The 13,200-nt window shown below is 74.5% G+C and carries 15 protein-coding genes; 9 read left to right on the top strand and 6 right to left on the bottom strand.

Annotation, left to right across the window (positions count from 1 at the left end; genetic code table 11):
- Positions 1 to 78: 78 nt before the first annotated feature.
- The 3 genes from FXF68_RS19130 to FXF68_RS19120 are packed head-to-tail and all read left to right on the top strand — an operon-like array spanning position 79 to position 2,053.
- Positions 79 to 603, top strand: a complete 525-nt coding sequence (locus FXF68_RS19130; protein ID WP_148761125.1) for a sigma-70 family RNA polymerase sigma factor — start codon at positions 79 to 81, stop codon at positions 601 to 603.
- A complete protein-coding gene (locus FXF68_RS19125; RefSeq protein WP_148761123.1) occupies positions 600 to 1,790 on the top strand; it encodes a hypothetical protein in 1,191 nt (396 codons plus the stop codon). Before FXF68_RS19130 ends, FXF68_RS19125 begins: the two co-directional genes overlap by 4 nt.
- Positions 1,787 to 2,053, top strand: coding sequence for a hypothetical protein (locus tag FXF68_RS19120; RefSeq protein WP_148761121.1), 267 nt, complete (start codon positions 1,787 to 1,789; stop codon positions 2,051 to 2,053). Before FXF68_RS19125 ends, FXF68_RS19120 begins: the two co-directional genes overlap by 4 nt.
- On the opposite strand, the gene FXF68_RS19115 is transcribed toward FXF68_RS19120, so the two are convergent.
- Positions 2,043 to 3,218, bottom strand: coding sequence for a winged helix DNA-binding domain-containing protein (locus tag FXF68_RS19115; protein ID WP_148761119.1), 1,176 nt, complete (start codon positions 3,216 to 3,218; stop codon positions 2,043 to 2,045). The two genes, FXF68_RS19120 and FXF68_RS19115, sit on opposite strands and share 11 nt — an antisense overlap.
- A gap of 35 nt (positions 3,219 to 3,253) precedes the next feature.
- Positions 3,254 to 3,592: a hypothetical protein gene (locus FXF68_RS19110; protein ID WP_148761118.1), complete on the bottom strand. Its 339-nt coding sequence runs from the start codon at positions 3,590 to 3,592 to the stop codon at positions 3,254 to 3,256.
- A 126-nt stretch (positions 3,593 to 3,718) separates the two neighbouring features.
- Here FXF68_RS19110 and FXF68_RS19105 point away from each other — a divergent pair, with 126 nt between their 5' ends.
- On the top strand, positions 3,719 to 4,408 hold the full coding sequence (locus FXF68_RS19105) for a phosphorylase family protein (RefSeq protein ID WP_148761116.1): 690 nt from the start codon (positions 3,719 to 3,721) through the stop codon (positions 4,406 to 4,408).
- Positions 4,409 to 4,439: 31 nt separating this feature from the next.
- Here FXF68_RS19105 and FXF68_RS19100 read toward each other — a convergent pair whose 3' ends face one another.
- The 4 genes from FXF68_RS19100 to FXF68_RS19085 form a co-directional block, all read right to left on the bottom strand.
- Complete coding sequence (locus FXF68_RS19100) at positions 4,440 to 4,877, bottom strand: hypothetical protein (RefSeq protein ID WP_148761114.1); 438 nt, start codon at positions 4,875 to 4,877, stop codon at positions 4,440 to 4,442.
- A 107-nt stretch (positions 4,878 to 4,984) separates the two neighbouring features.
- Positions 4,985 to 6,241 (bottom strand): hypothetical protein, encoded by a 1,257-nt coding sequence (locus tag FXF68_RS19095; RefSeq protein ID WP_246178803.1) that lies wholly within the window; start codon positions 6,239 to 6,241, stop codon positions 4,985 to 4,987.
- Between the two features lie 53 nt (positions 6,242 to 6,294).
- The gene (locus FXF68_RS19090) at positions 6,295 to 8,076 is read right to left on the bottom strand and encodes an ABC transporter ATP-binding protein (RefSeq protein ID WP_425458604.1); all 1,782 of its coding nucleotides are present in this window, start codon (positions 8,074 to 8,076) and stop codon (positions 6,295 to 6,297) included.
- A complete protein-coding gene (locus FXF68_RS19085) occupies positions 8,073 to 9,917 on the bottom strand; it encodes an ABC transporter ATP-binding protein (protein WP_148761112.1) in 1,845 nt (614 codons plus the stop codon). The genes FXF68_RS19090 and FXF68_RS19085 overlap by 4 nt, the downstream gene beginning before the upstream one ends.
- Positions 9,918 to 10,073: 156 nt before the next feature.
- Between FXF68_RS19085 and FXF68_RS19080 the strand changes: the two genes are divergently transcribed.
- The 5 genes from FXF68_RS19080 to FXF68_RS19060 all read left to right on the top strand — a co-directional run bounded on the left by FXF68_RS19080 (position 10,074) and on the right by FXF68_RS19060 (position 13,151).
- Entirely contained in the window at positions 10,074 to 10,727 is a 654-nt protein-coding gene (locus FXF68_RS19080) for a TIGR03085 family metal-binding protein (protein ID WP_148761111.1), read from the top strand.
- A 248-nt stretch (positions 10,728 to 10,975) separates the two neighbouring features.
- A complete protein-coding gene (locus FXF68_RS19075) occupies positions 10,976 to 11,182 on the top strand; it encodes a cold-shock protein (protein ID WP_026405868.1) in 207 nt (68 codons plus the stop codon).
- 212 nt (positions 11,183 to 11,394) lie between these two features.
- Positions 11,395 to 12,003 (top strand): Trp biosynthesis-associated membrane protein, encoded by a 609-nt coding sequence (locus FXF68_RS19070; protein WP_148761109.1) that lies wholly within the window; start codon positions 11,395 to 11,397, stop codon positions 12,001 to 12,003.
- On the top strand, positions 12,000 to 12,665 hold the full coding sequence (locus tag FXF68_RS19065; protein ID WP_148761107.1) for a response regulator transcription factor: 666 nt from the start codon (positions 12,000 to 12,002) through the stop codon (positions 12,663 to 12,665). The genes FXF68_RS19070 and FXF68_RS19065 overlap by 4 nt, the downstream gene beginning before the upstream one ends.
- A gap of 51 nt (positions 12,666 to 12,716) precedes the next feature.
- Positions 12,717 to 13,151, top strand: coding sequence for a DUF2752 domain-containing protein (locus FXF68_RS19060; RefSeq protein ID WP_246178802.1), 435 nt, complete (start codon positions 12,717 to 12,719; stop codon positions 13,149 to 13,151).
- Positions 13,152 to 13,200 lie beyond the last annotated feature (49 nt).

Genomic DNA, 13,200 nt, shown 5'->3' with positions numbered 1-13,200 from the left:
GCCCCCGCCGCGTAAACCTTCCCGGCCGACGTTCGTCTCTGGCGTGTGACGCACCACGGGACAGCAGAGGCCGTCGCCATGCCCCACGCGCACGAAGACCACGCGCACGGAGACGACGACGGGTACGAGGAACTGTTCGCCGACCACTTCTGGGGGCTGGTGAGACTCGCCGCGCTCCTCGGCGCCGACGACGCCGAGGACGTCGTCCAGGACGCCTTCGTCCGGCTGCACCGCAGGCGCCGCACGCTCCGCGACCAGGGGGCCGCCCTGGCGTACCTGCGGTCGAGCGTGTGCAACGCGTCCCGCAGCAGGCTCCGGCACCTGCGGATGGCGCGGCGCAGGCACGCGCAGCTCGCGCCGCCGGGGACGGCCGGGTCCGCCGAGCACGACGTCGTGCGCGGCGAGGACGTCCGGGCCCTGCTCGCGGCGGTCGCGGCGCTGCCCGCCCGGCAGCGCGAGGTGCTCGTGCTGCGGTACTGGCTCGACCTGACCGAACGGGAGACCGCCGAGACGCTGGGCATCGCCGTCGGCACCGTCAAGGCGCACGGCGCCCGCGCCATCGCCGCGCTGGGCCGGCGACTCAAGGACGAGGAGGACGCATGAACGGGATCGAGGACAGGCTTCGGGACGCGTTCGGGGCGCGGGCGGAGGCCGTCCGACCGCGGGCCGGGGCGCACGCCGAGAACGCCCGCAGGCTGCGCCGTGCGCGGGCCAGGCGCAGGGTCGCCGTGCCGGCGGCGGCGCTCGCGACCGCGGGGGTGGCCGTCGCGGCGACGCTGCCCGCCGCGCTGCACGACGACGGACCGGACGCCCTCGGCGCCGCCGGGACGCCCGGCGCCCTCGTGGACGGGTCCACGATCGTCACGATCCCCGGCACGGTTGCGGGCGGGGCCGCGTTCCGCCCGGACGCCCTCGGGACGGACGGCTCGGTCATCGGCCGCACCCCCGACCTGCGGGTCTGGGCGGCCGGGGCGAGCGCTCTGAAGCCGAGGTACCTCGCCGCGAAGGCCGAGGGCGGGCTCAGCACCGGGCCGGGGTTCACGACCTGGATCACCCCCGGGTCCTGGGTGCTCACCTGCCGGACGTCCGGCGGGCTCGTGCGCCGGATCGGGCCGCAGGGCACCACGCCGGAGCAGCCGGTCCTCGCGGGCGGCGGCATGGTCGTCGCCAGCGATCCGATGGAGCAGCCGTGGGAGGCCAGGACCAAGGGCTGCGCCGACACCGGCAGGTCGACCGAGAACCACCTCGGGTCGACGCTCGGTGTGGCCAAGGCGTTCGCCTACCCGACGATGTTCGTCGTGGAGCCGTGGCAGAAGCGCGTGCTCCGCGAGATCGACGTCAGGAAGGACCGGGTCGTGAGAGAGCATCCGCTGCCCACCGGGGTGCGCCCGGTCACACTGCCCGAGCAGGAGCTCAGTAGCGTCACGGAGGGCAACCACACGACGGTCCAGGGGGGCGGGACGCCGGCCCCGCCGGAGCAGGTGTGGCAGGCCGCCGCCAACGGCCGCTACTTCGCCTGGGTCGTCGACGGCCGCCTCCGGATCGCCGAGCGGGACGGGTGGAAGGTCCGGGCCGAGATCGCCCGGAGCCCGCGCGACGGAGAGAAGGACGAGGCCGCCGCGTCACTGACCGCGGGGGACCGCGTGATCGCCTACTCGGCCGGGCGGAGCTCGACCGTCTACGACACCAAGACCGGGCGGGTCCACACCTGGGCCGGGCAGGTGCTCGCCGCGGGCGGCTGGCTGCTCTGGCGGGACGGCGCCGCCTACCGCCTCGGGAGGATCCGGTGACCGCGCCGGTGAGGGAGGCCACCGGCGTGAGCGGGCCGTACGACACCGAGGCGGACGCCTACGCCGACGTCCGCGACATCTACGCCGGGCACGCCAAGCACGGTGTCATGCGGGCCCGGACGCTGGATCTGCTCCTGCGCGCCTGCGCCGAGCACGGCGTCGAGCTCGGCCGCTACGACCTGGACGTGCTGCGCGGGCTCGCCGCCGGGCCGCCGGAGCGGGCGCAGGTCGTCGCGTCCCTGATCGCCCGCGTCAGGACGTGAGCTCGCGCTCCAGCGGGGTGCGGAACCTCGGGACCGCGCGGACGTCGCCGTAGAAGGCGGCCGTCCGCGCGGCCTCCGCGCCGATCGCGGCCTCGGCGTCGGCGCCGACGTCGTCCAGCAGCCGGACGGCGATCTCGCCGTCCGGGCGCTGCGCCCAGCCGCCGACGATCCGGCCGTCCCACCAGACGGACGGGCCGATGTTGCCGTTCCGGTCGAACAGCCGCGGGCCGTGCCCGCCGAGGAACCAGCCGCGCTCCTGCCAGCCCATCGGCGTCGGGTCGAGGGCGGGCAGCAGCGCCGCCCACGGCTCGGGCGGCGGCGTCGGCTCCAGGTCGTCGGACAGGACGATCCCGGTGCCGCCGCCGAGGTCGACCTCGGTGACGTCGAGGAGCGCGAGGGCCTTCTTGACGTCACCGGCGTTCCAGCCCGTCCACCACTTGAGGTCGGTGACGGGGGCCGGGCCGAACGCGCGCAGCCACCGGCGGACGAGGTCGGCGCGGGCCTCGGCGGGCGGGACCTCCGCGATGCCGCCGGGCAGCCACGCCTCGACGGGCGACCACCGGTACTGGCTGCTGGCCCACGTCCCGTTCGGGCGGCCCCGGACGATGCGGCCCTCGCAGCCGAGCGTGACGAGGACCCACGTGGTGACGCTCGTCGGCCGCGAGTACGACTTGCCGGGCGCCGGGTCGACCCGCGTCCGCAGGATGGGCGCGTCGGCGCTGAGCTGCGCGCCCGTCGCCTCCCCGCGCGCCAGCAGCGCCTTGTGCGCGGCGCGCTCCGCCTCGGCGAAGAACGCCGGGACGTCGGCGACGTCGCTGCCGCGCTCGATGATCCGCCCGTAGGTCGTGCGCTGCTTCACCGCGAGCGCGTTCGCCGTGGACGCCTGGAGCACCGGGACGAGCTCGGTCGGCACGACGAACATCGTCCGGCGCATCGCGAGCATCCGCAGCAGCGTCCGGTCGTCGTAGAGGGCGCGCTCCACCGCCGCCGGGCCGACGCCCGCCGTGCGCGCCGCGACCGACAGGAACACGGTGGCCGGGTCGGTGGCGTGCAGCACGACCACCGACCGCGCGGCGTCGAGGACGTCGCCGGTCCGGGTCGCGGGGGACAGCCGGTGGCGGACGCCGAGCCTGGCCCGGCGCTCCGCGTCGCTCATCGAACGCATGAGCGAATCCTAGCCCGGCCCGGCGGGTGCCCCGGTCAGCCGTTCGCCGAGATCCGCACGACGACCTGGTCCTTCGTGACGGACTGGACGGACACGTCGAACCCCTCCGCCTGCTCCCCGTCGCCGCCGGCCGGCACCGTCACCGTCTGGCCGCCGACCTTCAGCGTCACCATCTGGCCCTGGACCTTCACCAGCTCGGCCTTCACGCCGAGGATGGACGCGCTCGCGTCGACGCCGCGGTCGAAGGTCACGGTGCACGAGTTCACGTTGCAGTCGGTCTTGCTGTTCTCCCCGCCGCACGCCGCGAGGGCGCCGAGGGGCAGCAGGAGGAACGGGATCACGGCCAGCTTCCGCCGAAGGGGAAAGGAGGTCATGCCGCGGAGTCTAGGCGCGCGACCCGCCGGACCGCGCCCTCCGCGAGGCGGATTCCCGGCGGCCGGATGTAGTCCCGCGCGGTGACGGAACTGGATCTTCGGCGGCCCGCGTGTTTCGCTGGACGGATGACCGCTGACGAGGCCGCGGAGCACGGAGCCGCGGAGTACGAGGGCGCGGAGCACGCGGCCGAGGAGACCTGCCGGGCCGTGGGCCCGGTGGTGTGCGCGGCGCTCGGGCTGGAGGCCCGCGCGGTGCGCCGCGGCCTCACCGGCATGCCCGTCGTGGTCGTCGGCTACCGCGCCCGCCGCGCCGACCGGCTGCCCGGCGACCGTGCCGCCCTCGTCGTCGTCGGGTTCGGCGGCGCGCTCGACGAGCGGCTGCGGCCCGGGGACGTCCTCGTCGCCGACGAGATCCGCGCCGCCGACCCGGGCGTCCGCCCGGTGCCGTGCGGCGCGCCGCGGCTGCTCGCCGAGGAGCTGATCAGGGACGGGCTGAGCGTGCAGGTCGGGCCGCTGGTGACCACCGGCCGCGTCGTCCGGGGGAGGGAGCGGGCGATCTGGGCGGCGCAGGGCGCGCGGGTCGCGGACATGGAGTCCGCCGTCGTCGCCGCCCAGGCCGGAGGACGTCCGGTCGCCGCCGTCCGGGTCGTCGTGGACGGGCCGGGGCGGCCGCTGCTGCGTCCGGGCACGATCGGGCGAGGGCTGGTGGCGAGGCGCGTTCTGGCGCGCGTCGGACCGGCCCTGGAACGCTGGGGCGCGCTCCTGGTGCGCGGCGAGGCCGACCCGACCGAGGGCGCCGAGGCCCGCACCCCCTGACCGTTGCCCGGCCCGGTACGCGCCGGACGGGTCAGCCGTGGTTCATGCCGCCCATGTCGTGCCCGGCCCCGTACACGATCTTGCCGCCGAGGTCCTTGCGGAGCGTGGTGAGGGTCTTGTCCTCGCTCACCGCGACCCAGCGCGGCCCGACGAGGTACGCCCCGCCCCACGGCTTGGCCTCTTCGAGCCAGGCGTTCATGCCCTGGTCGGTGGTGAAGCTGAGCAGGACGTACCGTCCCTGGGCGGTCTTGCAGTTGCCCTGCTCCAGGTCCTTCACCTTGCGCTTGCCGGTGAGCGAGCAGCCCGTCCGCTCGGCGAGCCGCTGGATCGACGCGGGCTTCGCGTCCTTCTCGCCGGACGCGCCGGACGCGCCGGACTTCGCGGAGCAGCCCGCGGCCAGCGGCAGCGCCAAGGCGGCCGCGCACAGCAGGACCGGCCTCAGCAGGCCGGGGTGGTGTCGGGGACCCATCGCTCTTCCTCCGGGGTGAGACGCGCGATTCGGGGGTTGAATACGCATCCCGGCCCGGCGGGGTTCACCGGCGGCGGAGTCACCGGCGGCGGGGTTCGGCGGAGGGGTCAGGTCATCAGGCGGGCCGCGGCGGCGGCGCGGACGTCGGGCTCCTCGGCCCCGTCGTGGTGCAGCCGTTGCAGGCGCAGCCGCGTGTCGTCGGTGAGCGGCGCGGACTGCGCGGCCTCCACGCGGACGCCCTCCTCGCAGTCCCACAGCCCCTCGACGGTGTAGGACTCGGCGGTGTGCGGGGCCGTCCTCGTCAACGCGGTCAGTATCCGGGGTCTCAAATAGGCATAGGTCGACTCGGTCCAAGCGGACTTCAACAGCGGCACGGCCTCGCCCGCGCGGAGCCTGCCGAGGCCCTCGATCGGACTCGCGGCGGCGCGCCACTCGCGCCTGCCGAGCGCGCCCCGCAACTCGTCCATCAGCAGCGGGACGTCCTGCCGGGTGCCGTGTCTCGCCAGGATGCGCAGCCCCATCTCCGCGCAACCGCCCCGTTCCGCCGCCCACGCCCGCGCCCGCGGCAGCGTCTCCGGGCCGTACTCGCGCAGCGCCCGGCACACCGCCCCGCCGTACCGGCTCGGCCGCTGCGGCAGCAGCTCCTCCGCGAGGTCCAGCAGCGCCATCGTCCGCCGCCTGCCCAGCTCGAAGATCGCCGCGATCGCGCCCTCCCCGCGCCGCCGCGCGAGGTCGAGCAGCTCGTCCTCGCTCTGCCGGTCCCGGCCCGGCGCCGCGACCATCGCCCGGCGCGCCGCCCGGCCCGCCTCCCGGTGCCGCGCCAGCGCCTCCGCGATCCGCGGCTGCCGCGCCGCCCACGTCTCGATCACCGGATTGCGATGGGACGGGATCAGCATCTCCAGGTCGCCTTCGTCACACCGCGCGGCGACGAGATCGTCCAACCCGACCGTCAGCGACGGATCCTCAAGGTCGATCAGCTCCTCCACGGCGTCGAACCACTGCGCGCCCTCCTCGGCGTACCGGCGCAGCGGCACCGCCGCCTCCCGCCTGCTCAGCCGCACGAGGTCCGCCAGCACGCCCAACGCCAGATCGACCCGCCACTCGTCCGCGTCCGCGTGGTCCGCCGGATCGAACAGATGGGCCGCCACCGGCCCCGCGGGCAACTCCAGATCGACCATCAACCGGGCGTAGTACAACCTCCGCGACTCGCACTGCGGATCCCACCGCGGATCGCGCCGCACGCAGTCGTACACGTACTCGCCCGCACCCCGGCGGTCCGCCGCGCGCCGCGCGGCCCTCCCGAGCCCCCGCTGCATCTGACCGTGCAGCGTCCCCGCCGATTCCAACACGACCTCGTTATTCACGCTGCCAGAATGCGCACGCGACCAGATAACGGGCAAGTGTTTTAGAGCAGGTACTAGAGGGTTCGTTGGGCTATCCAGGAGGCGTGGAGGTCGGCGTAGACGCCGGGCCGGGCGACCAGCTCCGCGTGGGGGCCCCGTTGGACGACGCGGCCCGCGTCGAAGACGATCACCTCGTCGGCCGACTCGGCGGTGGAGAGGCGGTGGGCGATGGAGATGGCGGTCCGGCCGCGGGTCGCGCCGTCCAGGGCGCGCTGGATGCGGACCTCCGTCGCCGGGTCCACGGCCGAGGTCGCCTCGTCCAGGACGAGGAGGTCCGGGTCGGCGACGTAGGCGCGGGCCAGGGCCACGAGCTGGCGCTCGCCCGCCGAGAGGGACTCGCCGCGCTGGCCGACCGGGGTGTCCAGGCCGCTGGGGAGGCCGTCCAGCCAGTCGGCGAGGCCCAGCTCCGTCAGGGCGAGGACGAGGTCGGCGTCGGACGCCTCCGGGCGCCCGTACCGGATGTTGTCGCCCAGGGACGCGTCGAACAGGAAGCCGTCCTGCGGGACCATGACGATCCGCTCCCGCAGGGACGAGAACCGGACGCGGTCGAGCTGCACCCCGTCCACCAGGACGCGGCCCGAGACCGGGTCCATGAGGCGGGTGAGGAGCTTCGCGAACGTCGTCTTGCCGGAGCCCGTCTCCCCGACGACCGCGACCCGGCTGCGCGGCGCGATGTCGACCGTGACGTCGTGCAGGACGGGCGGCCCGCCCGGATACGCGAACCCCACCGACTCGAACCGGACCTCGATCGGACCGCGCGGCAGGGTCTCGCCGTCCGCGCCGGGGTCGGCGACGTCGGGGACGGTGTCCAGCACGCCGAGCACCCGCCGCCACCCGGCGATCGCGTTCTGCGCCTGGTTGAACACCTCGGTCGCGGTCTGCATCGGGCTGACGAACAGCGTCACGAGGAACAGGAACGCGACGAGCTCGCCCGCCGTCAGGTGGCCGCCGATGCCGAGCAGCGTCCCGGCGATGACGACCGCCGCCGTCGCGACGGCGGCGACCAGCTCGCTGACCGGGAACGTCAGCGCGACCATGGCCTGGGCGCGGGACTGGGCGTCGCGGTGCGCGTCGACGGTCTCGTCCACGCGGCGGCCGGTCCGCTCCTCGGACGCGTACGCGCGGATCACCGGGGCGCCGACGACGGACTCGCTGACCGCCGCCAGCAGGTCGCCCATCCGCTCCCGCACCCCCATGTAGGCGGTGGACAGGATCCGCTGGAAGCGCCGCAGCGCCCACCCGAGCGGCACGAACGCCACCCACACCAGCAGCGCGAGCTGCCACGAGTAGACGAGCATCAGCACGCTCGCGACGACCAGCTGCCCGATCGACACGATGAACATCAGCCCGCCCGACTGCATGAACTGGCTGATCTGGTCGACGTCGCCCGTCACCCGCGACACCAGCGAACCGCGCTTCTCGCCGCTCTGGGTGAGCATCGACAGGTCGTGGACGTGCCGGAACGCCTTCGTCCGCAGCGCCGCGAGGCCGCCCTCCGACGTCCGGTACAGCCGGACGTTCATCAGGTACGCGCACACCGCCGTCACCACGACGGCCGCCGCGCAGAGCAGCACCGCCGTCCGGATGAAGGCGAGGTCGGGGCCGCCCGCCCCGCCGAGGCCCTTGTCGATCGTCTGCTGGACGGCGATCGGCACGACCACCCGTCCCGCCGTGGACACGAGCGCGAGCCCGAGCGTCCCGGCCAGCCCGGCGGTGAACTCCGGGCTCATCCGGATCCCGCGCCGCAGCGTGCTGAGGGCGCCGTCGGAGGTCCCCGTCTCGATCGTCATGCTCATGCCAGTGCCTCCTCGCCGCCCTCGACGGCCTGCCGGTCCGCGTCCGCCCGCTCGTAGGCGTTGACCAGGTTGCGGTAACCCTCGGACCGCTCCAAAAGCTCCGTGTGCGCGCCGCGCGCGGCGACCCGGCCGTGCTCCAGGTAGACGACCTCGTCCGCGAGCGCGATGGTGGCCTTGCGGTAGGCGACGACCACCACGGTCGCGTCACCGGACCGCGCCTCCCGCAGTCCTTGCAGGATGCGGGCCTCCACCTGCGGGTCGACGCTGGACGTCGCGTCGTCCAGGACGAGCAGCCGCGGCCGCCGGACGAGGGCCCGCGCCAGCGCGAGCCGCTGCCGCTGCCCGCCGGACAGCGTCGCCCCGCGCTCGCCGACCCGCGTGTCGAGCCCGGCGTCGAGCGCCGCGACGAACCCCTCCGCTTGGGCGAGGCGCAGCGCCTCCCAGACCCGCTCGTCGGGGACGTCCAGCCCGAGCGTCACGTTGCCCCGGACGGTGTCGTCGAACAGGAACGTCTGCTGCGGGACGAGCGCCGCCGTCTCCGCGACGCCACCGCGCCGCACGTCCCGCAGGTCGACGCCGTCGAGGAGCACCGCCCCGTCCGCCGGGTCGACGAGCCTGACGAGCAGCGAGGTGAGCGTCGACTTGCCGGAGCCGGTCGGGCCGACCACGGCGATCGTCCGGCCGGGGGACGCCTCGAACGACACGTCGCGCAGGACGTCCCGCTCCGCCGCGGCGGGCGCGTCCGGCGCGGTCTCGTACCCGAACCGGACGTGCCTGACCTCCAGCGCGGACGCCCTCCCGCCGCCGTCCAGGCCGCCGTCGCCGTAGGGGAGGGAGCCGGTGGCGTCCAGGACGGCCCGGACCCGCTCCCAGCCGACGACGCTGCGCGGCACCTCGCCGAGCACCCAGCCGAGCGCCCTGATCGGCCAGGACAGCAGCGTGAACAGGTACGCGACGTTCACGAGGTCGCCCGGCGACATGGCGCCGGAGTCCAGCCGCACCGACCCGATGAGCAGGACGGCGAGGACGCCGAGGTTCGGCAGCGCCTCCAGCACCGGGTCGAACAGCCCGCGGATCCGGCCGACGGCGACGTTCGCGTCCCGCAGCTCCTCGGTCCGCGCGGCGAACCGCGCCGTCTCCGCCTCCTCGCGGCCGAGGGTCTTGACGACCAGGCCGCCCTCGAAGCTCTCGTGCGCCACCTCGCTGACCTCCGCGCGCAACTGCTGCGCGCGGGTCGCGACGGGCGACAGCCGCCGCTGGTACAGGACGTTGATCAGCGCGATCGCGGGGAAGACGAGGAACCCGACCCCGGCCACGACCACGTCGGTGACCACGATCGACACGGCCGCGATCAGCAGCATGAACACCACGCCGACCGCCATCGGCAGCGGCGCGATCGGCGCCCACACCGCCTCGACGTCCGCGTTCGCGTTCGACAGGAGCTGCCCGGTCGGGTGCCGGTGGTGCCACGCGAGCGGCAGCCGCAGGTACTGGCGGGTCACGGCGCGGCGGTACTCGGCCTGCAGGCGGTACTGCATGACGCCCGCGTAGTAGCGGCGGCCCGCCACGCCGATCGCCTTCAGCAGCGCGACGCCGACGACCGCGAGCGCGGCGCCGGACAGCGCCCCCGCCGTGGTGTGCCCGGACTCGAACGCCGGGAGCACCACCGTCTCCGTCGCCCAGCCGAGCACCCGCGCGGACGCCACGGTCATCGCCGCGTAGAGCGCGCTCGCGAGCACCGACAGGGCGAAGACCCGGGGTTCGGCCCGCACCGCGACCCTCAGCACGCCCAGCCCCTCCCGGAGGACATGCGGGCTGACCCGTTTGGACGCAGGGGGCATGGCGACTCCTCGAACGGCGGCGTGGTGCCCGGGAAATGCCCCCCGCTAGCGGGGTATGGGGGGATTTGCGGGCTCGGATACTCCCTACCATGAGCGGCCCTCGCTTATTCCCGGCCGACCCGCCGGGGCCTACGATCGGGCGATGAGGATCAGGCGATGAGCACCTCCGACCGGGACGCCGGCCCCGTGCGCGCCGAGCGGCTGCTGCTCGCCGACGCGCTGCGGGCGGCCGGGCCGGACGCGGGCACCAGGTGCGCCGGGTGGAACGCCCGCGATCTGGCGGCGCATCTTGTCGTCCGGGAAGGGCGTCCGGACGCGGCGCCGGGAATACTGCTCCCGCCCTTGTCCTTCTACACGGAGCGCGTGCGGCGCCGCGCGGCCCGGACCGTCCCGTTCGACCGGCTGGTGGAACGGTTTCGGGAGGGACCGCCGAAGTTCTCGCCGTACGCGCTTCCCGGCGTGGACAAAAACGCGAACGGCGTGGAGTTCTTTGTTCACCATGAGGACATCCGCCGCGCGAGTGCCGACTGGGAGCCGCGGGAGATCTCTCCGGAACTCGAGGAACTGCTCTGGCGGCGGATAAGAATTGCCCGCTTTGTCCTAAGAAAAGTTCATGTTCAGGTAACGCTCGTCCAACCGGACGGGCGGGCCGCCCGGGTGTCGGGACGTGGCCGCGGAGCCGTCCGCGTGCACGGCCCCGTAGGTGAACTCGTGCTCTGGGCCCTCGGCCGCCGCGACGTCGCGAACGTCCGGCTCACCGGGGCCACGGACGCTGTCAAGAGCCTGACCGAGACCGGTTGGAGTCTTTAACGGCCAGGTAACGGCACGGTTCGCGGAGGGAAGAATCGGAAGGCTTGCGGCTCCTCCGCTTTACGCGGAAGCGGTGATACGGTGGGGCGGTCGGTTGCAGTCGTGGTTCTCGATCGTTCAAGACGCCCGCGGACTGATGGCAGCGGGCGTTTTGGCTTTTCCGGGACCGTACCGGGGGCGAGAGCGTTCCGCAGCGACCGCACGGGCCCGCGAGGTGTGGGCCCAGGTTTTGCCGCAAGGAGAAAGACATGCCCCAGCAGGGCACCGTGAAGTGGTTCAACGCCGAGAAGGGCTTCGGCTTCATCGCCGTGGACGGCGGCGGGCCGGACGTCTTCGTGCACTACTCGGCTATCCAGACCTCCGGATACCGCACCCTGGACGAGAACCAGCGCGTTCAGTTCGAGGTGACGCAGGGTAACCGGGGTCCCCAGGCAGACCAGGTCGTCCCCCTGTAACGCCAGTAGTCGTACGTCAGGGCCCGTCCCTCCGCCTCGGGGGAACGGGTCCTTTCGTGTTTCTTATCGCGTTTCTCCCTTCTTTCCGACGTTTTTCCGCGTTGGAGTAGTCCTCGACGGAACGGTGTCGGGCGGGGGCGGTGCGGGGCCCCGGCGGGGAGCCTGCACAATGGACGGCATGTCCGTCCGACCGTCCGACCGAACCGCGCCTCGTGACCCCCGGGCGTGAGCGCGGGCTGGCGGCGCTGCTCTGCGCCGCCGGGGCCGGGCTCGCCCTCCTCGCCGCCGGACGCGCCTGGGCCTCCGTCGAGGCCGAGCACGCCATCACGCCGTTCGCGCAGAACCTCAGCGGCGGCGACCTCGGCGGCGCGCCGGGCGCGCTCGGGTGGGCCGGGCTCGCCGGGCTCGCCGCCCTCTTCGCCACCAGCGGCCGTGTGCGCGCGGGCGTCGGCGTCCTCGTCGCCCTGTTCGGCGTGGGGATCGCCTACGCCTCCGCGACCGCCGTCCGGCGCTCGAACGTGCTGTCCGCCGCCGGGGACAAGAGCGCGCTGCTGAGACTCGGCGCCGACCCCTCCGTGGACGTGAACCTGTGGTGGACGGTCTCGCTCGCCGGAGGCGTCCTGCTCGCCGCGGCCGGGCTCGTCACCGTGCTGCGCGGCGCGCGATGGCCCCGGATGTCGGCCCGCTACGAGCGCGCCGCCGCCGCGCCGAAGGCGACCGCCGGCCCGGCCGCCCCTGCCGACCCGGCCGACCCGTCGTCCATGTGGAAGTCCCTCGACCGCGGCGAGGACCCGACCGCCCACCGGAACGGACGTCCGTGAGCGGCGAGGGCGGCGGGCTCGTCCTCGTGGTCGAGCACGACCCCGCGGTCGCCGAGCTCCAGCGCCGCTACCTCGCCCGCGAGGGCTTCGACGTCGAGATCGAGGCCGATCCCGCGAAGGGGCCCGCCGCCGCCGGGCGCAGCCGCCCCGCCGCCGTCGTCCTCGACCTGTCGGTCTCCGCGCTGCCAGCCGACCTGTACCGGCGGGTCGCCGAGGCCGCCCGCCCCGCCCCCGTCATCGCCGTCACCGGGCCCCTCGACCCGCTCGTCGCCCACGCGGTCGGCGACCGCCGGGTGGACCGGCCGTTCAGCCCCCGCGTCCTCGTCGGCGCCGTCGCGGACGCGCTCCGCCGGGGCGCGCCCGCCGAGGCCCCGGGCCCGCTGCGGGCCGGGGCCGTCGCCCTCGACCCGGCGGAGCGCACCGCCGTCATCGGGGACCGCCGCGTCACGCTCACCGTCACCGAGTTCGACCTCCTCGAATTCCTGATGGGCAACCCCGGCCGCGTCTTCACCCGCGAGCAGCTCCTCGACGCCGCCTGGGGGCCCGGCGCGGGCGCGGGGAGCCGCACCGTCGACGTCCACGTGGCCCAGCTCCGGGCCAAACTCGGCCAGGGCAACCCCATCAGGACGGTCCGGGGAGTGGGCTACGTCCTGGACGGATAGTCCTGCACGTCTGGCAGGCGGCCCCGTGGAGGGCGTTCTATGGTTGGACGTGTGACCGAGGCATCCGTCGACTCGCAGAGGCGTGGGTTCGCCTGGCGGAGTCTGGTGGGGCCGGGGGCCGTGCTCGGCGGGGTCGCCGTGGGATCGCTGGTCGTGGCGTTCCGGGACCCGAACGAGGCCGGGCACTACCCGACGTGCCCGTTCCTGCTCCTCACCGGGTACTACTGCCCGGGGTGCGGGATGATGCGGCTCGTTCACGCTCTTACTCACGGGGACGTGGGGACGGCGTTCGGCTTCAATCCGCTGCTGTTCCTCCTGCTGCCGGTGTTCGGCTACCTGTACGTACGGTGGACGGTGCTCGCCGCGCGTGGGCTGCCGATGCGGTCCGCTCTGTTCAGGCCGGCGGTCGCGTATGCGTTCCTCGGCCTTCTCATCGTCTACTGGGTCGTCCGCAACCTGCCGTTCGGGCAGGCCCTGGCGCCCTAGGGCGCGCGAGGCGCCCGCGACGGGCCGCCCGGTTGCGGGCGCCGTCCGA

This window comes from Actinomadura decatromicini, from assembly GCF_008121305.1.
Classification (GTDB): Bacteria; Actinomycetota; Actinomycetes; order Streptosporangiales; family Streptosporangiaceae; genus Spirillospora; species Spirillospora syzygii.
This window is presented reverse-complemented; position numbering and strand designations above follow the sequence as displayed.

What these genes read in the sequence shown, in the direction of transcription:
- FXF68_RS19130 (WP_148761125.1), top strand. Translation starts at nt 79, where the DNA reads ATGCCCCACGCGCACGAAGACCACGCGCACGGAGACGACGACGGGTAC.
- FXF68_RS19125 (WP_148761123.1), top strand. Translation starts at nt 600, where the DNA reads ATGAACGGGATCGAGGACAGGCTTCGGGACGCGTTCGGGGCGCGGGCG.
- FXF68_RS19115 (WP_148761119.1), bottom strand. Translation starts at nt 3,218, where the DNA reads ATGCGTTCGATGAGCGACGCGGAGCGCCGGGCCAGGCTCGGCGTCCGC.
- FXF68_RS19110 (WP_148761118.1), bottom strand. Translation starts at nt 3,592, where the DNA reads ATGACCTCCTTTCCCCTTCGGCGGAAGCTGGCCGTGATCCCGTTCCTC.
- FXF68_RS19105 (WP_148761116.1), top strand. Translation starts at nt 3,719, where the DNA reads ATGACCGCTGACGAGGCCGCGGAGCACGGAGCCGCGGAGTACGAGGGC.
- FXF68_RS19100 (WP_148761114.1), bottom strand. Translation starts at nt 4,877, where the DNA reads ATGGGTCCCCGACACCACCCCGGCCTGCTGAGGCCGGTCCTGCTGTGC.
- FXF68_RS19090 (WP_425458604.1), bottom strand. Translation starts at nt 8,076, where the DNA reads ATGAGCATGACGATCGAGACGGGGACCTCCGACGGCGCCCTCAGCACG.
- FXF68_RS19085 (WP_148761112.1), bottom strand. Translation starts at nt 9,917, where the DNA reads ATGCCCCCTGCGTCCAAACGGGTCAGCCCGCATGTCCTCCGGGAGGGG.
- FXF68_RS19080 (WP_148761111.1), top strand. Translation starts at nt 10,074, where the DNA reads ATGAGCACCTCCGACCGGGACGCCGGCCCCGTGCGCGCCGAGCGGCTG.
- FXF68_RS19075 (WP_026405868.1), top strand. Translation starts at nt 10,976, where the DNA reads ATGCCCCAGCAGGGCACCGTGAAGTGGTTCAACGCCGAGAAGGGCTTC.